Origin of the sequence: Flavobacterium sp. (assembly GCF_027490375.1) — a bacterium.
Lineage (GTDB): Bacteria > Bacteroidota > Bacteroidia > Flavobacteriales > Flavobacteriaceae > Flavobacterium.
Genome location: NZ_JAIXYH010000052.1, coordinates 1 through 17,838, shown reverse-complemented (window position 1 = coordinate 17,838; position 17,838 = coordinate 1). Strand labels below are relative to the sequence as shown.

Annotated in this window: 21 protein-coding genes; 12 read left to right on the top strand and 9 right to left on the bottom strand. The window is 41.1% G+C overall.

Annotation, left to right across the window (positions count from 1 at the left end; all coding sequences use genetic code 11):
- Window positions 1-353: 353 nt before the first annotated feature.
- Complete coding sequence (locus tag Q0064_RS06300; RefSeq protein WP_298145944.1) at window positions 354-692, bottom strand: helix-turn-helix domain-containing protein; 339 nt, start codon at window positions 690-692, stop codon at window positions 354-356.
- 99 nt (window positions 693-791) lie between these two features.
- On the opposite strand from Q0064_RS06300, the gene Q0064_RS06295 reads away from it, so the two are divergent.
- Together Q0064_RS06295 and Q0064_RS06290 are read left to right on the top strand one after the other, a co-directional pair.
- A complete protein-coding gene (locus Q0064_RS06295; RefSeq protein WP_298145940.1) occupies window positions 792-1,664 on the top strand; it encodes an SDR family oxidoreductase in 873 nt (290 codons plus the stop codon).
- A gap of 309 nt (window positions 1,665-1,973) precedes the next feature.
- Window positions 1,974-3,050 carry a branched-chain amino acid aminotransferase gene (locus Q0064_RS06290; protein ID WP_298145937.1) on the top strand — a complete coding sequence of 359 codons (1,077 nt, stop codon included), beginning with the start codon at window positions 1,974-1,976 and terminating at the stop codon, window positions 3,048-3,050.
- On the opposite strand, the gene Q0064_RS06285 is transcribed toward Q0064_RS06290, so the two are convergent.
- Window positions 3,042-3,425 (bottom strand): nucleoside triphosphate pyrophosphohydrolase family protein, encoded by a 384-nt coding sequence (locus Q0064_RS06285; RefSeq protein WP_298145935.1) that lies wholly within the window; start codon window positions 3,423-3,425, stop codon window positions 3,042-3,044. The two genes, Q0064_RS06290 and Q0064_RS06285, sit on opposite strands and share 9 nt — an antisense overlap.
- 269 nt (window positions 3,426-3,694) lie before the next feature.
- Here Q0064_RS06285 and Q0064_RS06275 point away from each other — a divergent pair, with 269 nt between their 5' ends.
- Window positions 3,695-4,798 carry a hypothetical protein gene (locus tag Q0064_RS06275; RefSeq protein WP_298145931.1) on the top strand — a complete coding sequence of 368 codons (1,104 nt, stop codon included), beginning with the start codon at window positions 3,695-3,697 and terminating at the stop codon, window positions 4,796-4,798.
- A gap of 28 nt (window positions 4,799-4,826) precedes the next feature.
- Here the strand turns inward: Q0064_RS06275 and Q0064_RS06270 are convergent, their stop codons facing one another.
- Both Q0064_RS06270 and Q0064_RS06265 read right to left on the bottom strand, forming a co-directional pair.
- The gene (locus tag Q0064_RS06270; RefSeq protein ID WP_298145928.1) at window positions 4,827-5,561 is read right to left on the bottom strand and encodes a tRNA threonylcarbamoyladenosine dehydratase; all 735 of its coding nucleotides are present in this window, start codon (window positions 5,559-5,561) and stop codon (window positions 4,827-4,829) included.
- A complete protein-coding gene (locus Q0064_RS06265) occupies window positions 5,561-6,217 on the bottom strand; it encodes a TatD family hydrolase (RefSeq protein ID WP_298145925.1) in 657 nt (218 codons plus the stop codon). Before Q0064_RS06265 ends, Q0064_RS06270 begins: the two co-directional genes overlap by 1 nt.
- 65 nt (window positions 6,218-6,282) lie before the next feature.
- Between Q0064_RS06265 and Q0064_RS06260 the strand changes: the two genes are divergently transcribed.
- On the top strand, window positions 6,283-7,500 hold the full coding sequence (locus tag Q0064_RS06260; RefSeq protein WP_298145921.1) for an MFS transporter: 1,218 nt from the start codon (window positions 6,283-6,285) through the stop codon (window positions 7,498-7,500).
- Here the strand turns inward: Q0064_RS06260 and Q0064_RS06255 are convergent.
- The 4 genes from Q0064_RS06255 to Q0064_RS06240 all read right to left on the bottom strand — a co-directional run bounded on the left by Q0064_RS06255 (window position 7,487) and on the right by Q0064_RS06240 (window position 10,479).
- A complete protein-coding gene (locus tag Q0064_RS06255; protein WP_298145918.1) occupies window positions 7,487-8,074 on the bottom strand; it encodes a hypothetical protein in 588 nt (195 codons plus the stop codon). The two genes, Q0064_RS06260 and Q0064_RS06255, sit on opposite strands and share 14 nt — an antisense overlap.
- A gap of 101 nt (window positions 8,075-8,175) precedes the next feature.
- On the bottom strand, window positions 8,176-8,346 hold the full coding sequence (locus Q0064_RS06250; protein ID WP_298145915.1) for a hypothetical protein: 171 nt from the start codon (window positions 8,344-8,346) through the stop codon (window positions 8,176-8,178).
- A 14-nt stretch (window positions 8,347-8,360) separates the two neighbouring features.
- Window positions 8,361-9,749: a radical SAM protein gene (locus Q0064_RS06245; RefSeq protein WP_298145912.1), complete on the bottom strand. Its 1,389-nt coding sequence runs from the start codon at window positions 9,747-9,749 to the stop codon at window positions 8,361-8,363.
- Window positions 9,739-10,479: a prolipoprotein diacylglyceryl transferase family protein gene (locus Q0064_RS06240; RefSeq protein ID WP_298145909.1), complete on the bottom strand. Its 741-nt coding sequence runs from the start codon at window positions 10,477-10,479 to the stop codon at window positions 9,739-9,741. The genes Q0064_RS06245 and Q0064_RS06240 overlap by 11 nt, the downstream gene beginning before the upstream one ends.
- Window positions 10,480-10,825: 346 nt before the next feature.
- Between Q0064_RS06240 and Q0064_RS06235 the strand changes: the two genes are divergently transcribed.
- From Q0064_RS06235 to Q0064_RS06200, 8 genes are all read left to right on the top strand, one after another.
- Window positions 10,826-11,980, top strand: a complete 1,155-nt coding sequence (locus tag Q0064_RS06235; protein WP_298145906.1) for a hypothetical protein — start codon at window positions 10,826-10,828, stop codon at window positions 11,978-11,980.
- 405 nt (window positions 11,981-12,385) lie between these two features.
- The gene (locus tag Q0064_RS06230) at window positions 12,386-13,318 is read left to right on the top strand and encodes a geranylgeranylglycerol-phosphate geranylgeranyltransferase (RefSeq protein ID WP_298145903.1); all 933 of its coding nucleotides are present in this window, start codon (window positions 12,386-12,388) and stop codon (window positions 13,316-13,318) included.
- Window positions 13,308-13,889, top strand: coding sequence for a Maf family nucleotide pyrophosphatase (locus tag Q0064_RS06225; protein WP_298145900.1), 582 nt, complete (start codon window positions 13,308-13,310; stop codon window positions 13,887-13,889). Before Q0064_RS06230 ends, Q0064_RS06225 begins: the two co-directional genes overlap by 11 nt.
- 1 nt (window position 13,890) lies before the next feature.
- Window positions 13,891-14,418, top strand: coding sequence for a mechanosensitive ion channel domain-containing protein (locus Q0064_RS06220; RefSeq protein ID WP_298145897.1), 528 nt, complete (start codon window positions 13,891-13,893; stop codon window positions 14,416-14,418).
- A 181-nt stretch (window positions 14,419-14,599) separates the two neighbouring features.
- On the top strand, window positions 14,600-14,881 hold the full coding sequence (locus Q0064_RS06215) for a YtxH domain-containing protein (RefSeq protein ID WP_298145894.1): 282 nt from the start codon (window positions 14,600-14,602) through the stop codon (window positions 14,879-14,881).
- Between the two features lie 52 nt (window positions 14,882-14,933).
- Window positions 14,934-15,275 carry a hypothetical protein gene (locus Q0064_RS06210; RefSeq protein WP_298145891.1) on the top strand — a complete coding sequence of 114 codons (342 nt, stop codon included), beginning with the start codon at window positions 14,934-14,936 and terminating at the stop codon, window positions 15,273-15,275.
- A gap of 4 nt (window positions 15,276-15,279) precedes the next feature.
- The gene (locus Q0064_RS06205) at window positions 15,280-15,678 is read left to right on the top strand and encodes a hypothetical protein (RefSeq protein WP_298145889.1); all 399 of its coding nucleotides are present in this window, start codon (window positions 15,280-15,282) and stop codon (window positions 15,676-15,678) included.
- An 18-nt stretch (window positions 15,679-15,696) separates the two neighbouring features.
- Window positions 15,697-17,562: a hypothetical protein gene (locus Q0064_RS06200; protein WP_298145886.1), complete on the top strand. Its 1,866-nt coding sequence runs from the start codon at window positions 15,697-15,699 to the stop codon at window positions 17,560-17,562.
- Window positions 17,563-17,591: 29 nt separating this feature from the next.
- Here Q0064_RS06200 and Q0064_RS06195 read toward each other — a convergent pair.
- Window positions 17,592-17,838: hypothetical protein (locus Q0064_RS06195; RefSeq protein WP_298145884.1), on the bottom strand; the 247-nt coding region annotated here is incomplete at its 5' end.

Genomic DNA, 17,838 nt, shown 5'->3' with positions numbered 1-17,838 from the left:
TTCACCTTTTGTCTCAGCAATTAAAAAGTCACTTCTTTTTACACCTCGCTAATTTACGCACTTCCTCCCTCCCAAAACTACCTACTTATAGGTATTTTTTACTAACGTACGCATTTTTTACAACGACACGTTTTACGCACGTTTCTGCACAAGGGGTTGAAACGGAAAGCCGTAACGCGAAACGGCGATTGAAGCTGGTTATGGTGCAGCGACTGAAAGAAGCTGTGCCAAAACCGTAGCTGAAACGCCGTGGCGTGTTTCGCCTTGTAGTGGAAAACGCGACCTGCCGCGCACAAGCACTTCCACCCTATTTTCGCGGCGGGATGTGCCCAAAAAATAAAAAAATCTGATCGCTAGTTTTTTGGATTCGACAAATGGGTGCTGCCCCAGCGTTCCATTGCTTGTAAAACGGGTGCTAAACTCCTGCCAAGATCGGTTAACGAATACTCGACACGCGGCGGAATTTCGTTGAATTGCACGCGAATTACCAAACCGTCGGACTCCAACTGCTTGAGTTGCTCGGTGAGTACCTTGCGCGAAATACTGGGCATTCGAGCCGAAAGCTCACCAAAACGGCGTGTTTCGTCGCGCAGACAAAACAAAATAACCGGCTTCCATTTTCCGCCAATAAGTTCCAACAAAGCCGTTACCGGACAGCGAAAATCTTGATCGACGCGCTCTTTAGTTACCATAACGTTACTACTTTTTACTAGTTACCTAAAGGTTACTTGTTACAATTAATAACTATAATTAGTTACTTTGCGTAACAAAAGAACAAATATAGATAAATTATGATTTTAATTACAGGTGCAACCGGACAATTTGGAAAGTTAACTATCGATTTTTTACTTCAAAAAGGCGTTCAACCCAGCGAAATTTTGGCTTTAGTGCGTACAGAAGCTGCGGGCAATTCGTTTCAAGCGCGCGGAATTGGCGTTCGTGTAGCCGATTACGGCGATAAAGATTCTTTGCTGCGTGCATTTCAAGGCGTAACTAAACTGCTTTTTGTTTCGAGTAGCGATTTGGCGAACCGCTTGCAGCAACATAAAAATGTGGTTGAAGCTGCCGCAGAAATTGGAATTAACCACGTTATTTACACCAGTTTTCAACGAAAAAACGACAGCGAAAACTCGCCTTTATGGCAAGTTGCTGAATCGCATTTGGCTACAGAAAACTGGATAAAAGCCAGCGGTTTGAACTACACAATTTTAAAGAACAACTTATACCTTGATTTTGTTCCGGGCTTTATCGGAGAAAAAGTATTGGAAACAGGTGTTATTTATTTACCGGCAGGAACTGGAAAATTGAGTGCTGTGCTGCGTTCAGACATGGCTGAAGCGGCGGCAATTCTTTTGAAATTGGATGCGCATACCGCTAAGGAGTTCAATTTTTCTAACGAAACGGCGGTAAGCTATGAAGAAATCGCGGCGGAGCTGTCGCAGTTGTCGGGTAAAAGCATCAACTTCGTATCGCCAACTGTGGAAGAATACCAAACTACGTTAAGCAGTTACGGAGTTCCGGCAGAAGTTGTATCGATTTTTGCAGCCTTTGCCGCTGCGCAAGCCCAGGGAGAACTGGATGCAGTAAGTACCGACCTTTCGAATATTCTGGGAAGAAAACCGGTTTCGATACTCGATTTTGTGCGTCGGGTTTACGCAAGCTAACTGCGCAAAAATGCGAACAGAATCGGCGGTGATTTATCTAGCTCACTGCCGATTTTTTTGTGTCTAAAAAGTAGTGAAAATCGGAAAGTGCTGCTAAAAATGCAGAATTCCTTCCCGTACATGAAATAGCGTATTACCGAAATTCTGTGTATGTTGTTGAGAAAGCCGCAAAATCTTGCTAATTGAGCGCCTATTCATCCGTTAAAAAGTTTCATTTTTATGAATTATTCTAGCGGCTGCGCCAACAGTTCAAATAATTGTTAATTTAGCGCTAGAGCTTTGAGACAATTTCAGAGCAATTTTATTTCTATGAGCGAAAACGCACCTATCGACATTGAAGTTATTTTATCTCCAACTTCAAAAATTAATCAAGTTGATTTTGAGTCAATTACCTTCGGTTCAACGTTCTCCGATCACATGTTACAGTGCGATTTCAGAAATGGAAGTTGGGAAAAACCGATTATTAAACCGTACGAACCTTTTTTGATAGATCCTTCGGCTAAAGTTTTTCATTACGGGCAAGCTATTTTTGAAGGTTTGAAGGCGTATCGCGATACCCATGATAAGTTGTGGTTGTTTCGACCCGATCAGAATTACGAGCGTTTTAATAAGTCGGCTATTCGAATGGCTATGCCCGAAGTTCCTCGCGAAATCTTTCTCGATGGATTAAAAGAACTATTAAAAATCGATCAGCAGTGGGCGAAAGGCGGCGTTGGAAATTCGCTGTACATTCGTCCGTTTATGATTGCCATTGGCTCGGGCGTAATTGCTGCACCAAGTACGCAATATCGTTTTATGATTTTGCTTTCTCCTGCCCGCTCTTACTATTCGGGTTCGGTGAAAGTTATCGTGAGCGAGTATTACAGTCGCGCGGCAAACGGCGGAATTGGCGCGGCAAAAGCGGCGGCAAATTACGGCGCGCAGTTTTATCCGACCAAGTTAGCCAACGAAAAAGGCTATCAGCAAATTATTTGGACAGACGACGCTACGCATGGTTTTATGGAAGAATCGGGAACGATGAATGTATTTTTCCGCGTTAACGATACCTTGCTCACCGCACCAGCCACAGAACGAATTTTGGACGGTGTTACCCGAAAAAGCATCATTCAATTAGCAACCGACAACGGGATGAAGATCGAAGTTCGTCCGGTAGCTGTAGCCGAAATTATCGCTGCTGCAAAAACGGGCGAATTGAAAGAGATTTTTGGTGCCGGAACTGCTGCGGTTATCAATCCGATTGTTGGATTTGGTTATCGCGACGACTACTACGAATTGCCGGAACAAACCGATTCGTTTGCTTTAAAACTCAAATCGCAAATCATCGATATTCAGTACAAAAATGCTGAAGATCCGTACAATTGGACGGTCGAGGTGCCGCTAACCTAGAATTTTAGCGATATCCGGTTTGAAATAGTTGGGTCCTTTAAGCACTTTTCCGTCCTCGCGGTAAATTGGTTGGCCGTTTTCGTCGAGTTTACTCATGTTACTGCGTTGAATTTCGCGAAAAACGTCTTCGATTTTATCTTGCAAACCGTGTTCAATAATGGTTCCGCAGAGGATGTAAAGCAAATCGCCGAGGGCGTCGGCAACTTCCACTAAATCGCCTTTTTCGGCTGCTTCAAGGTATTCTTCGTTTTCTTCTTTAAGCAACTCGAAACGCAATTTTATCTTTTCCGGAGAGAGTTCGACGGTTGGTTTTTGCGCATAACCCAAACGATAGGCTGTGTGAAATTCTTGAACGGCTTTAATTTGTTCTTTCATAACATGGATTTATGAAGCAATATTAATGGCTGCAACCGACTTTTGGCTATTTTTGTTGAAAAATTATAAATAATGTTCACAACGGGTCAGCTAATTTTTGCCGCTTTATTTGTTGTTTGCTTTACAATCGTTATGGTAGTAATGTATCGAAAGGATTTGGCCTTACACAAGATGTACTACCGCGGAAACTACAAGATATTACTGGGCTTTTTTGCGTTCATTGCTATTTTGTTTCTATTTAAATTTTATATGAAGCATTAAAAGAACGCATGCGGATCCTCAAGTACATATTTCTGCTATTCATTCTGGTTACCATTGGTTTAACGGTGTTTATTGCTACGCAACCTGCTAATTATCAAGCTAAAGCGGAAATGGTTATTCCGGTTAATCGCGTAACTTTATTCAACTATTTAAACAATTATCGGAATTGGGAAAGTTGGAATTTTATTTCGGAAGGCGATGCGCAAACCAAACTTAATTTTCCAGGAAATACGGTGGGCAAATTAGGTTATATGACTTTTTCTGGTAACAAAAACGGCTGGATTCAAACAACAGATTTAGTTAAAAATCAGGAGATTAATTTTAAGATTAGTCAAAACGGCGAAATTACTTTTGGTAGTTTCACCTTACGCGATACTTTGGGAAAAACCAAGATTATTTGTAAGCGCACGGGTTCGTTAACTTTTAGTGATAAATTCGATGCTACATTTAGCGGCGGTCCGAAAGCCTTGGTAAACAACCAATTGCTCGTTTCGCTTGAGCAATTAAGCAAATTTTTAAAAGCTGAATTGGGTGTTTACAAAACCGAGGTACTTCCAGCGGTAAGCTTAAAACCGCTGTTTTTTGTGGGAAAGAAAATTCGTTGTAAACAAGGCGATTTAAATCCGGAATTACTGCGTTGGATACCGTTTTTACAAGAGTTTTTTGTGAAGAATCAATTACGAAAAGCCGGACAACCTATGGCCATTTACAAATCGGCTCCCAACGCTGCAGTAGTAGAATTAACGATTGCTATACCCACACCCGAAGAAGTATTTTTATCGCCAGAAAGCGATATTTTTTCAGGTAGTTTTGTACCGTATCGCGCATTGCCTGTTAAGTTAACCGGCGATTATTCGCACCGAACTGCCGCTATTCGAAAAGCGCGCACTACAATGAAAGAAAAGTTCCTGACGGAGCGTGGCGGCATTGAAATCTTAGAAATTTTCCAGCAAAACAGCTTCGAACAAAAACGACCAAGCAAATGGGTAACGTTTTTATACATGCCCATTCAAGGAAGTGTAGCGCAGCGTCCTGCGGCTGCGGCAACCGCACCGACTTTAACACAAGAACAACTACGCGCTGAAGAGGAACGACAAGCTGCCGAGAACTAATAAAGTATTGACCTTTTACAATCGGGAATTACAGCTCGGTCGGTTCAGCCCTTTCCAACAATTTTCGAATTACATATTCGGCGGCGTATAAACCAAACAAGCCAGGCATATAGCTGTTTGTTCCGTAGAACGATTTCTTAAAATTACTTCCGTCGGTTGTTTTTAGACTACTTGCATCTTGAATTTCTGAAGAAAAAACAACTTTAATTCCTTTATCGATTTTCATTTCACGGAGGCGCTTTTTGATTACTTTCGCGAAAAAGCAGTTTTTAGTTTGACTGATGTCGGCTACCTTAACTTTTGCTGCCTCCATCTTCCCTCCTGCTCCCATGCTGCTAATGAGCTTCACTTTTTTACGTTTCGCTGCTTTTATCAGATTTAGTTTTGGCGTTACCGAATCAATGCAATCGAGTACAAAATCAAATTGCGGATCCACCAGTTCGAAGGCACGTTCGGGACTGAGAAATTCTTTAACTCGCGTCAACTCGAGTTGTGGATTGATGTCCATCAACCGATCGCCAACGACCTGAACTTTATCTAAACCTACGGTTGAATGTAAGGCAGGTAATTGTCTGTTTATGTTTGTGATGTCTACCACATCGCCGTCTACTATCGTCATTTTTCCGACACCTGCACGTGCAATAAATTCGGCTGCAAACGATCCGACGCCACCCAATCCTACAACTAAAACATTACTGTTTTTTAATGCTTCTAATCCTTTTTCTTTGAACAATAATGCGGTTCGTTCTTGCCACTTTTCCACTACTTTTCTTCTTTAAATACGGTTTGAAAGTTGTTTTGTATTAATTCCTGTAAATCGGTTACCTCGAGTTCTAAAGCGGTTGCGGCTTTGGCGTACACTTCAGAAATTAGGTAATCAGACGAATCGGTTTCCAAGAAAATACGCTGCAAATTTAGTTCCTTTAAAATAGCAGGCAAATGTTCTTGCGTCATTAAGTATTTTCCAAAACTTACGTAACAATCGGCATTTTGCAACTGCTGCGCCAAGGCCAGATTTTTCGAAAATCCATGAAAAACAACAGCTTGTTTGAATTGCAAACGCTTTTTAGCCGACAAAACTTCTGCGTAAGCGCCAACACAATGAACAATAACCGGCTTTTGATACTGTTTTGCCAATTCGAGTTGCGCTTCAAAAATGGGTTGTTGCTTGGCAAGTTCGGTTTCCACACGATTATCTAGTCCACACTCGCCGAGCGCTACACAACTCGGATTCTTCAAAGCCTGTTCTACAGCTTGCAGATCGGATGTAAGGTTCTGTTCTTCAATATACCACGGATGAATACCGCAGCTAAACAATCCCGTTTGTGGTATCGGATCTTTGGGATAGTTGTTTACCACGGCAATTTCATTCGAGAGTAAATCCGCGTTATGTCTGTGGATATTGTAGAAATAATTCATTACATAAAGGTAAGATAGAATCGAGAAATACCGCGCAATACGCTTGGGAATTGTACTTTTGCAGCATGCTAAAACGGCAAGCGCAAAAATATATAAATACCTACAAAGGTTTTAAACGGGAGGTGTGGATTTTGGCCGGAATTACCTTTGTTAACCGGGCCGGAACTATGGTGCTCCCGTTCCTATCCAAATATTTAAAAGAAGATTTACACTTTAGCTTTTCGCAAGTTGGCTGGCTAATGACCGCCTTTGGCTTAGGTTCGATGTTGGGATCGTTCTTGGGAGGTAAACTTTCCGATAAAGTTGGATTTTACAACATCATGACATTCAGCTTATTTGGAAGTAGTATCTTGTTTATTGCCTTGCAGTTTATTACTAGCTTTTATGCGCTAGCCATAGGTATATTTATTTTGCTTACGGTTGCCGATATGTTTCGGCCTGCCATGTTTGTTTCCTTGGGAACGCTTGCCACACCGGAAACGCGCGCACGATCGTTTACTTTGGTTCGACTTGCCGTGAATTTAGGATTTGCAGCCGGACCAGCTATTGGCGGGTTGCTTATCATGAATTTGGGTTATGAAAGTATTTTCTGGGTCGACGGACTAACTTGTCTAAGTGCAGTTTTGCTCTTTTTGTATTTTATTCCGAAACCTAAACATGAAATAGTGCCCGCTAACGATACGCATGCGCACATTAAACGCAGCATTCCTCAGGCTAAGTTTTTGTGGTTTTTGTTGGCGAGTTTCGGAACTGCCGTTCTCTTTTTCCAGTTGTTTAGCACTTTGCCCTTATATCATCACGATAAGTACGGTTTAACTGAATTTCAGACCGGTTTGCTTATGACCATGAACGGGCTGATAATCTTTTTTATGGAAATGCCCGTGGTGAGCTACTTCGAAAAACGAAAAACATCGATGTTGAAACTGATGGCCGTTGGATCGTTGCTCATGAGCAGCTCGTTTTTAGTGCTAATTCCGGGCTGGAACAGTAACATTCTGATCATAAGTATGTTATTTATGACTTTTGGAGAAATGTTCATATTTCCGTTTTCGAATACGTTTGCCTTGTCGATAAGTCCGAAGCACGAGCAAGGCAAGTACATGGGATTTTTTACGATGAGCTTTAGTTTGGCTCATATTTGTAGTTCCAAAGGCGGATTGTCTGTGGTTGATGCCTATGGTTATTCGAGCAATTGGATTTTCATGACGGTAATTGGTGTCGCATCTTTGGCGGTAACCTTTTATTTGATGCGCTACATGAAATCGGACGTTACTTCGCGATAAACTTGAAAGCCGCAGCGTCGTATTTCAATTGCGATTGCTTGGCTTTGGTTTTTAGAGTGAGCGTTCCGTCGGGATTTACTAAACATTCCTGACCTGCACGTTGAATTTTATCGCGCGTTTCGGAAGCTGTTTTGGCAGCATCTAAGTAAATTATTTCACTGCTGTTGATTACTGTATTGAAGTTTGTAAAGACAATTTTTTTACTGCTGAAATCGACAATTGCGGTTTGATTTGTTGTATTGGTTTCCTTTTTTATCGGCGTTTCAGTTTTGGTGATTTCGTCCCAAGTGAGTACATGTAATTTCACTTTCGCGGCTGTAAATGCACTAATCTTAAGATTTTCTGGCTTGAGTTTGGCATCGAATGTTTTTATAAGAATGGTATCGCGCTTGCCTGCTGCGTTTTGTTGAAAGAAAAACAATTGATTTTTTTGAAGTTCGGCCGTACAATTTTCAAACTTAGCACTGATGGTTTTCGCTTCTGTTTTAGGTTTTACCGCCGGTTTTTTCTTTTGGGAATGCGCTGTTGCAGAAACCAATAAAACTAAAACGGAAAGCCACCAAATATTTTTCATAACTAAAATTTTGTTCTAAAATAGCAAAGATTTACATACGCTACACAGCAAAATATTTCTTCATTGTAAAACCGACGCTTTACGCAGAAGTTTACGAAAACTTACAACATGTATCTTCCGCAAAGCCCGTAACCAATAATGAAATACGCTCCCGAAAGAATAAAAAGTGCTTTAGAAACATCTGGATTCTTTTTTCGGAGATAAAAACCTACACCAATTCCGACAAGAGCTGGCGTATGAAAAAGTAAATACACTAATAAGATAGATGACATACTTAAATGAATGATTATTGTTGTTGAAGTTGATTTAAAAGCTGCTGTTTTTCATCGCGATAAAATAAATTCATCGTTTCAAATGGAATGATTTTATAGTCTTTATTTACGATGTGTACACAAGATTTTTTTATGGCTCGAACGTCGAAGTTATGTGCATCGATGAATTGCATGATGATGATTCGGAATAAGTTATCATAGCCCAAGTTGGGTGCTTCAACGAAAGGTAAACAACACAACAACGTATTTAGTTTCTCAGAAGCTACATCGGTTGAAGTGCCTGTGCTAAATATTTCGAGCATACGCGAGTGCAACGCTTCGTCTTGCTCATAGACTATGGTATTCTTGCTGTTATCGAGTAAATCTGCTGGATTGATGTAGCGCGTAAGCGGAATCACGGCGTCATCGAGTTTTAACGCATAACCCATAACCAAGGCATCGGGATTACACGGCACCGGAATTAAATCGCTTTCCGTAAAATGTTCCGATTGCTCCAAGATTTTTCGACGTACTTCCGTGAGTGTAATTCGATCGGTTTCGTGGTTAAAGTTTTCGAGTCGGCCGGCAATTTGCGTAGGTTGAAACGTAACGCCGCGCACGCAGCGTTGTTTCAAGCCGTATTCGATTATTTTGCCCATTTCATCGTCGTTTAGACCTTTTTGTAGGGTTACTACTAAGGTGGTTGACAGATTTAATGCATTGAGGTTTTCGAGTGCTTTTTTTCGGATTTTACCCAATGTAGCGCCGCGTAAACTCACTAAAGCTTCTTCTTTAAACGAATCGAATTGTAGGTAAATTTCGAAGTCGGGCATGTAGGTAGCCAAACGTTCGGCAAAATCGATTTCCTGAGCAATCCGAATACCGTTTGTATTTACCATCAGGTGTTTGATGGGCAATGATTTTGCGTAATCCAAGATTTCGAAAAACTCTGGATGCAGAGTAGGTTCGCCGCCGCTGATTTGCACGACATCGGGTTCTTTTTCGTTGGCAACAATTGTATCGAGCATTTTTTTCACTTCATCGAAGGTGCGGTGACGTCCGTAGGTTGGTGAAGATCCGGCATAACATGTCGGACACGTTAAATTACAGCGATCGGTAATTTCGATGATACTCAAGCAAGAATGCTGCTCATGATCAGGACATAAACCACAGTCGTACGGACAACCGTAATGCGTTTTGGTATTGAACGTATACGGTGTTTCTGAGGGTTTATTGTAGTTTCGAATGTTTTTGTAGTATTCGATATCGTCGGCGATAAGTACTTTAGAAGCTCCGTGTTCGGGGCAACGCTTGAGCATAAAAACTTTATCGTTTTCAAACACAATTTTGGCATCGATGCGTTTAAGGCAATCGTGACACAAACTCAAAGTAAAATCGTAATACGTGTATTTTCTAGTGGGCATTTTTAATTTTATTAAGCAAATCGGGTGTATAGTAAAGCCAACAAACGAGGCAAAGCCATTGTATAGAACTTAATCCGAATATGTAAAAGGTGTTTGGTTTTAAAAACTCGATTAGAAATCGAAACGCAAAATAAGCTAGCATAAAATACTTAAAAAGCCAGCCCTGTGGTTTGATTTTACTGCGTTTAGAAGCTAAAACACCAAATAATACTACGAGAAGGAACAGTTCGTACAGCGCCAAGGGATGTCGGGAAATTCCATCTCCCAAATTCATGCCAAGAAAAAAATCGGTTGGAATTCCGTAGGTAAAATCGGCCATGCCTGCAAGAAAACATCCGATGCGCCCTATGGCAATTCCGAGAATGATGGGTAAGGTGAATAAATCGCCGGACGATTGCTTTTCCCCAATGAACTTCTTGGCTAGTTCGACTCCCAAAGTACCGCCGAACAAACCACCCATAATAGATTTTACTTGGAAAAGCTGCTCCCAATTGCTGCTGTGCATAAAGGCAAGCGGATCTTCGAGTGCACCCGCGATACGCGAACCAAGAAAAGCGCCAAAAACGGCACCCACCAAAATACTCAGCCGATTGGTTGCTGAGATATAATCGGCTGTTGATTTCTTTAAATAGACGTAGTACCGAAAACCGAAAAAGAAGGCTGCGTACTCAAAGACCAAGTGCACATGTATCAAATAACCAAAAAATTCCGGTTCGAAAGGCAGTTTCACGTATAAAAAAGGTTTCAGTATTGTGATTGCTAAAAGCTTAACCTCGTTAAAAGTAGTTTTTTATTTAATGCCGTTACGCTAAGAACTTTTTTTGAGAGGTTTTATGAAGAAATGAAATTAAAAAAGTAGGGGATTTTTGGAACGATTGCCCGCGTTAGGGATAGCAGCAGCAATAATTGCCAAAGCACGCCGACGTTTTGTGTGCCGGTACGGGCGACATCAGAAGCCCAAACCCAACTACAAAACGCAAGTGGTTTAGCAGTTATTAACGCGGATAGCCCGCCCGAACGCCCAAAAAAAAATGGCACAGATATTGCCTATCTGATACATATCAAACTTTGAGATTATGAAAACTTTTCTAACCCTTTTATGTACCGGACTCTTGTTGCCTGTATTTGCTCAAGATGTTACCACGGTTAGCGCTACGGACAGCCGCATTGGCGACAACCTCGATTTGAGAGCTGTAGCAAGTATTTTTGCAGATTCGGATAATTTAGAAGATTTTGAACGCCGTTTGAATAATCCAAATAATCGAATTAACAACTTAGATTTGAACTTCGACGGTCGTGTGGATTACCTTCGAGTTATTGAAACTGTTGAAGATTACACGCATTTAATTGTTGTTCAAGCGGTTTTAGATCGCGATGTTTTTCAAGATGTTGCTACCATCGATGTGCAACGCGACAACAATAACAACGTTCAAGTTCAATTTGTTGGCGATGTGTATATGTACGGTCCAAACTACATTTACGAACCGGTTTTTGTGTACACGCCTGTGATTTATAGAAGCTTTTGGGCTCCAAGATATCGTGCGTATTGCAGTCCGTTTTACTGGGATTATTACCCAAGTTTCTACACGTATTGGAGTCCGTTTCCGATGTACACCTACCGCAATAACGTGAATGTTTTTATCAACGTGAATCACCAATACAATTACGTAAATACACGTAGAAATACGCGTGCTGTAGCTTTATACAATGGTCGACGTGCCGATGGTTACGAGCGTTTTTACTCGAATCGCACTGTGGGTCGCAGCGAAAGCAACGGAAGAAATTCGGTTACAACCACGCGATCTAGCGGTAGAAATAACCAAACGGGTACTCGTACAACGGTTAGCAATCCGTCGACTAACGGCGGTCGCAATCGCGAAACGACGGTACAAACGGGTGGTGTTCGACCAGCTCGCAACTCGCAAACAGTTAATACAAGCGGAAGTACAGGACGTTCTACTACTGTAGATCGTCAGGTTCGCGGAAATGAAAACTCGAATACCGTTCGCAGTCAATCAAATACAAACACGGTAACTCGCAATACAACAGATAGAACCAGAGGTACGAGCGATACCCGCTTGACAGATCGCACGCCGCGCAGCAGTTCCAGTTCGGCAACGAGTACAACGAGAAGTAGTTCGGTAACGCCAGCTCCGAGCAGAAGTGAGCGCAGCGGCTCTTCGGGAAATTCGCGTTCGGAAGCACGCAGTTCGGGTAACCGTCGCGGATAATTTTGTTTTTGGATTATTAGGATGATCCGTTGTCGAATTTCGGCAACGGATTTTTTATAGATTGGTGCCTTCAACATTAATATCTTTGTTAGAACAGGTGAATTGAGGTTCTAAGACCCGTAAAAAATTTTTGCTTCGCTATTTTTTAAAGTTGATCATTTAACCAGTCGTTCACGGTTTTGTATTTTTTTTGGTAAATCGGTAGTCAACATTTATTTGCCTTGTTCTGCTACAAAAGCAAGCTTTTTTCTAAAGCCTATTTACTGATCTAGTTGGCGAAAATCAACTATTTTACTAATTGCTAACTTCAATTTTTAGATCGAGCTCACGTTGAGTAGACAAGAATTGCACTTTTGTGAGAAAGTTCTGAAACGGCTCGACTATATTTGCGCAAAAATTTTGACTGTGTTTTTATATCTGAGAGTTTTTCGCGTGGCCAATTTGGCACTCATTGCCTTAGCGCAGTATTTATTGCGTTACACCTTTTTGCTTCCGCAGAAAATAACACCTGTTTTGAGCGACTTTCAGTTTGCGCTCCTTGTTTTTGCAACCGTTTGCGTTGCCTTGGGAGGTTACGTCATTAATGATATCCAAGACGTAGCAGCCGATCGGATCAATCGAAAAGACCAAACGCTGTTGGTTGAATTGTTTTCTGAAAACGTGTTACACGGCATTTACTTTGCGGTAAATGTGATTGGTGTTGCTATTGGGTTTTATCTGGCGAACAGTATCGACTCGCCCGGATTTGCTGGATTATTTGTGCTAACGGCCGTTGTACTGTATTTGTATCCGCAGAATTTTAAAACCGTTCCCGTACTCGGAAATATAGTTGTGGCTGCTCTGTGTGCACTTGCGCTAATTTTAGTTGGATTGTTTGACTTGTACCCGGCCTTGAACGATGAAAACAGAACAACATATTCACTGTTGTTCCAGGTAATTTTAGACTATGCCGGTTTTTGCTTTTTCCTAACGCTCATTCGCGAATGGGTTAAAGATCAGCAGGATATCTTAGGAGACGAAGCCATTGGGCGCCGAACGTTGGCGGTAGCGCTCGGAACGGACAAAATGAATAAAGTCGTAGCTGTAGCTTCAATTTTATTTGCGGCCTATTTAGTGTATTACACCTTTGCTTACTATTTTGCTTACGACTTATATTTTGCTGCCGCATTAATGTTTGCCTTACCCGCCTCAATTTGTGCTTATGTTGGCATAAGAATTTGGAATGCCGCAAGCCCGAGCGATTACAAATTGCTTTCTAATTTATTGAAAATCGCTTTTTTAGGAGGCGTACTTTTGATTGCCGTAGTAACTTATAATGTGAAAATGAATGTTCAGTAATCTGCCTTCTGGAAAGCGACTCATATTAGGAAGTGGTTCTCCGCGACGGAAAGAACTGTTGCAAGGATTGGGATTTACTTTTGAATTGCGTGTTCGCGAAACCGATGAAAGTTATTCGGATGATTTACGTGAAGGAGCCATTACTGAGGCAATTTGTATTCAGAAAGCCGCTGTATTATTGCCCGATTTACAGCCTGAGGAAGTCGTACTTACCGCAGATACATTGGTTTGGCTCGACGGAGAAATGCTAGCAAAACCTGCCAATGGCGTTGAAGCGGAGAATATGTTGAAGCAGCTGAGTGGTAAAACGCATCGGGTTTATACCAGTTTTTGTATTGCTTCGCGCGAAAAACAAGTAGTAGTTACCGATGTAGCAGCAGTGAGCTTTAGCGAATTAAGTGAAAACGACATCAAGAAATACGTAACTTTATTCAAACCGTTTGACAAAGCCGGTGCTTACGGCATTCAAGAATTTATCGGTTATATTGCAATAGAAAAGTTAGAAGGTAGTTTTTATACGGTTATGGGACTTCCGACACATTTGGTTTACAAACATTTACAAGATTTTTAATATGCTGCAATCGTTTTGGGCTGAAATACTCGCTACACTAATAACACTAGCTATAGTTGTGCTGGTGCGCGTACTTGCGGCAAAAGCGATAACCGAATACGCAAAACACAGTCAGCTTCTCGCCCACCGCGCCAATTTAGCGATCCGATACAATAATGTTTTTCTAACCGTTTTATTTTTCGTTGTTGTATTTGCGATATGGGGCGTTAATTCCGACGATTTGTTTGTGACATTCACGTCATTACTCACCATTTTAGGCGTCGCTTTTTTCGCACAATGGTCGATTTTAAGCAACATTACTTCCGGAATCATCTTGTTGTTTTCATTGCCATTTAAGATTGGCGACACGGTAAAGATTTTGGACAAAGATTATCCGATTGAAGCAGAAATCGAGGATATCAAAGCCTTTCACACCTATTTACGAACAAAAAGCGGTGAAATCATTACCATTCCAAACACGGTAATGATGCAAAAAGGTATTTCGGTCATTAACGATCCGACCGCTGAAAACCAGGAATTCACGGATTAATTAGCAATGATTATTTCGCCGTTTCAGGTCACTTAATTATACAAAGCATTGGTAGAATTCCGTAAGAGAGAGGCAAATTATGCTTGTACCTTTATTGTATCGATTTTCAGTACTGAATTCGTGTTAATGGCGAGTGGGATTTCTACCCTTCGCTGAATATCAAACTTAAATTTGAACAATTATGAGCACAGGAAGAGTAATTGCAGGCGCCTTGGTTGGCCTTGCGGCAGGAGCTATTTTGGGAGTACTTTTTGCCCCGGATAAAGGGACAGAAACCCGTAGAAAAATCGGTAAAAAAGGTAAAGATACTGCCGACGATTTAAAATCGAAATACAACGAAGCAGTTGATACTGTTTCTTCCAAAATTGAAAATTGGAAATCAAAAGGACAACATGCATTGGCGGAAGGTGCCGAATTTGTTGACAAAACAAAGTCGCAATTGGAAACCAATTTAAAATTCTAAAAATTAAAATAGGGCTACCTGCAACCAAGTAGCCCTTTTTATATCTTTGAATATGGACGAACAAAAAGTTATTTTTAGTGAGATACTCGCAGCTGGGAAAAAGTTTTTCGAAGACACCTTCGAATTGTATAAACTCAAAGGCTTAAAATCGATTAGCGAAATCGGTGGTTTGTTGGTCTTTTATGTCATCATACTAATTGTACTCATTCCCGCGTTTTTACTTGCCAACTTTGCCGTTGCGTTCTTAATTGGCGAACAGCTAGAAAGTCTAGCAAAAGGTTTTTTGATTGTTGCAGCCGCCTATTTTTTAATCGGAATTCTGCTGTTTGCATTCAAGAACAAACTCACAAAATGGTTTATTAATCTGATAATCAGATCTATTTTTAAGACGTAATCGTATGAGCAAATATGCACACATTCAAAATATAGCCGACTTAGATCAGCAGATTTATCAGGTAGCAAGCTCGCGAGAGCAGCAAAAGTTAGTTCTCGTTCAGCAATCCCGAACGCTTCAAAGATCGCTTACCGACGAAGATTTTGCGATCACGCAACTCGACCGCTTCGTGCGATCGCGCTTTTTTAAAGTCAGTATCTCGCGTTTAGCCGTTAGTTTCTTTTCTGGTGTTGTTGCTAAGCGACTTATTTTTGGGAAATCTACTGGCGTTGTTGGCGGATTATTAGGAACCATACTTCAAGCATTAGTAACTCGAAAAGTCATGGAGAAGACTGATAATTTGGCGCCAAATATGCAACAACGCGTTGCCGATTTACTGCGAAAGTTAAAAATCAACACATAATCTACGATCGATTTAAGGTTGAAAAAGTACTTGTATCTGATTCTTTTACTAATTGGTACTACTGTTGCGCCCGCACAGGTTCAGCAAGAGAAAGATACGGCTGCTTTATACCGAAAAATCGAGAAGATCAGTCATAAGTCGAAGTTCACCAAGTGGTTACACAAAGCAATCTTTGAGCCTGTTGAAAAACAGAAAGCACGGCAAAACATCCGTAAAAAAGCTTTTCGAAATTTAAAACGCTATCAAGGTAAGATTGTACGAAATATAAGCGTCACTACACTCGATCCTTTTGGCTTTTCAGAAACCGATATCAATAAAAAACCAAAAAATAGTGGTGAAAAGTTCGGAAATGCAGTACACTTAAAGTCTAAAGACTTTGCTATCCGAAATCTGCTTCTCGTTCGCCGCAACAAACCGCTCGACACCATTCGCCTCAAGGAATCGGAACGTATTATCAGAGCACAACGCTACATCAGTCGCGTACGAATTACGCCCATTGTTATTCCAAACAGTAAAGATTCTATAGATCTCGACGTTCGAGTGGTTGATAGCTGGAGCTTCATTCCCCAATTTTCGGGTTCAACCAGTCGGAGTTCAATTGATATTCAGGAACGTAACTTCCTAGGATTCGGACATAATTGGCGAAACCGCTTTGTTAATCGCTTTTCAGACGGCGAAAATGCATATTTCACAACGTACTCCGTTCCGAATATCAAAAACTCTTTCGTTCAAACTACTATTTCGTATCAAAACGATTTAAACAACTTTTACGGAAAAAGCATTAATATCGAAAGGCCTTTCTATTCGCCACTAACTAAATGGGCGGGCGGTGTTTACATCGACGCACAATTTAGGCAAGATTCGATACCCGATGTTACTAATGATTACGAACTTCAAAATTTTAAGTATCATTCGGAAGATTTTTGGCTAGGACATGCCTTCAAAATCTTTGAAGACGACACCGAAGAAGAAATTACAACGAATTTAGTGGTTTCCGGACGTTACTTGAATATCGGATTTAATGAAAGTCCGCCGACAGAATTTGATCCTGCCGATTTCTTCTCTGATGAGCGGCAATATTTAGTTGGTATTGGTATTACTTCGAGACAATTCGTAGAAGATAAGTTCCTTTTTAATTACGGTATTGTAGAAGACGTTGCTATAGGTAAGATCTACGGACTAACTTTCGGTCAGCAGCAAAAGAACGATCGGATGAGAGCGTACGCCGGATTTCGGTTGGCGCATGGCGATTATTACCGAATTGGATTTCTCTGCGCAAATTTTGAAGGTGGAAGTTTTTTTCGCCGCGGTTCCATGGAACAAAGTGCTTTAACTTTAACGGTAAATTATTTCACGCCCTTGATTTCACTCGGAGATTGGAGTTTACGTCAGTTCTTCAAACCACAATTTATCTTGGGATTTAATCGCGTCGATAGTTATGGAGATCGTTTAACTCTGAACGAAAATAGCTTATTTTTAGGTAATTACGGTGCTGGAGTCGTTTCACCCAATCCGTCGGGTATCGCCGGATTCAATGCACCTCTGGTTGGTACGAGCAAATTTATTGTGAGCTTCCAAACGCAAAGTTACTCGCCTTGGCAGCTAATTGGTTTTCGTTTAAATCCGTTTTTTAGTTACAGCGGCGGCTTATTGGGCAACGGTATTTCCAACATGATTAACAGCAAATTGTATTCTAAAATCGGTGCCGGTATCATAATTTCAAACGATTATCTGGTATTTTCCTCGTTTCAAATTTCATTTGCTTATTACTCAAATTTACCTAACGGAGCTGCTAATCCGTTCCAAACCAATTCATTCGAAACAACCGACTTGCGATTAGAGAACTTTGATTTCGGAAAACCGCGAACCATCATCTATAAATAATAGAAGAATTTCCGGAAATCATATAAATGTTACGGAAAAGTAATCCTGAACTTTACACCGCAAGGCATTGGGAAAAATTGCCTGAAAAAGAAAGTCCTTTTAAAGTTTTGTTTTGTTTTGTGTTTAGGCTGTCTCTGAAAAGTAGGCAGCCTTTTTTTTTGGGCAATCCGGTGCAGCGTTTTATAGTTGAAATTTGGTCGCTGCCCCGTCACGCTTTCCACGTCAATACCGTTTAGCCGGCGCTTGGTTTGCACGGCCGCCACGGGCTTCTTGGGT

Excerpts from the sequence above, each read along its gene's own strand:
- Q0064_RS06300 (WP_298145944.1), bottom strand. The coding sequence starts at position 692 with ATGGTAACTAAAGAGCGCGTCGATCAAGATTTTCGCTGTCCGGTAACG.
- Q0064_RS06295 (WP_298145940.1), top strand. The coding sequence starts at position 792 with ATGATTTTAATTACAGGTGCAACCGGACAATTTGGAAAGTTAACTATC.
- Q0064_RS06290 (WP_298145937.1), top strand. The coding sequence starts at position 1,974 with ATGAGCGAAAACGCACCTATCGACATTGAAGTTATTTTATCTCCAACT.
- Q0064_RS06285 (WP_298145935.1), bottom strand. The coding sequence starts at position 3,425 with ATGAAAGAACAAATTAAAGCCGTTCAAGAATTTCACACAGCCTATCGT.
- Q0064_RS06275 (WP_298145931.1), top strand. The coding sequence starts at position 3,695 with ATGCGGATCCTCAAGTACATATTTCTGCTATTCATTCTGGTTACCATT.
- Q0064_RS06265 (WP_298145925.1), bottom strand. The coding sequence starts at position 6,217 with ATGAATTATTTCTACAATATCCACAGACATAACGCGGATTTACTCTCG.
- Q0064_RS06260 (WP_298145921.1), top strand. The coding sequence starts at position 6,283 with ATGCTAAAACGGCAAGCGCAAAAATATATAAATACCTACAAAGGTTTT.
- Q0064_RS06255 (WP_298145918.1), bottom strand. The coding sequence starts at position 8,074 with ATGAAAAATATTTGGTGGCTTTCCGTTTTAGTTTTATTGGTTTCTGCA.
- Q0064_RS06250 (WP_298145915.1), bottom strand. The coding sequence starts at position 8,346 with ATGTCATCTATCTTATTAGTGTATTTACTTTTTCATACGCCAGCTCTT.
- Q0064_RS06245 (WP_298145912.1), bottom strand. The coding sequence starts at position 9,749 with ATGCCCACTAGAAAATACACGTATTACGATTTTACTTTGAGTTTGTGT.
- Q0064_RS06235 (WP_298145906.1), top strand. The coding sequence starts at position 10,826 with ATGAAAACTTTTCTAACCCTTTTATGTACCGGACTCTTGTTGCCTGTA.
- Q0064_RS06225 (WP_298145900.1), top strand. The coding sequence starts at position 13,308 with ATGTTCAGTAATCTGCCTTCTGGAAAGCGACTCATATTAGGAAGTGGT.
- Q0064_RS06220 (WP_298145897.1), top strand. The coding sequence starts at position 13,891 with ATGCTGCAATCGTTTTGGGCTGAAATACTCGCTACACTAATAACACTA.
- Q0064_RS06215 (WP_298145894.1), top strand. The coding sequence starts at position 14,600 with ATGAGCACAGGAAGAGTAATTGCAGGCGCCTTGGTTGGCCTTGCGGCA.
- Q0064_RS06210 (WP_298145891.1), top strand. The coding sequence starts at position 14,934 with ATGGACGAACAAAAAGTTATTTTTAGTGAGATACTCGCAGCTGGGAAA.
- Q0064_RS06205 (WP_298145889.1), top strand. The coding sequence starts at position 15,280 with ATGAGCAAATATGCACACATTCAAAATATAGCCGACTTAGATCAGCAG.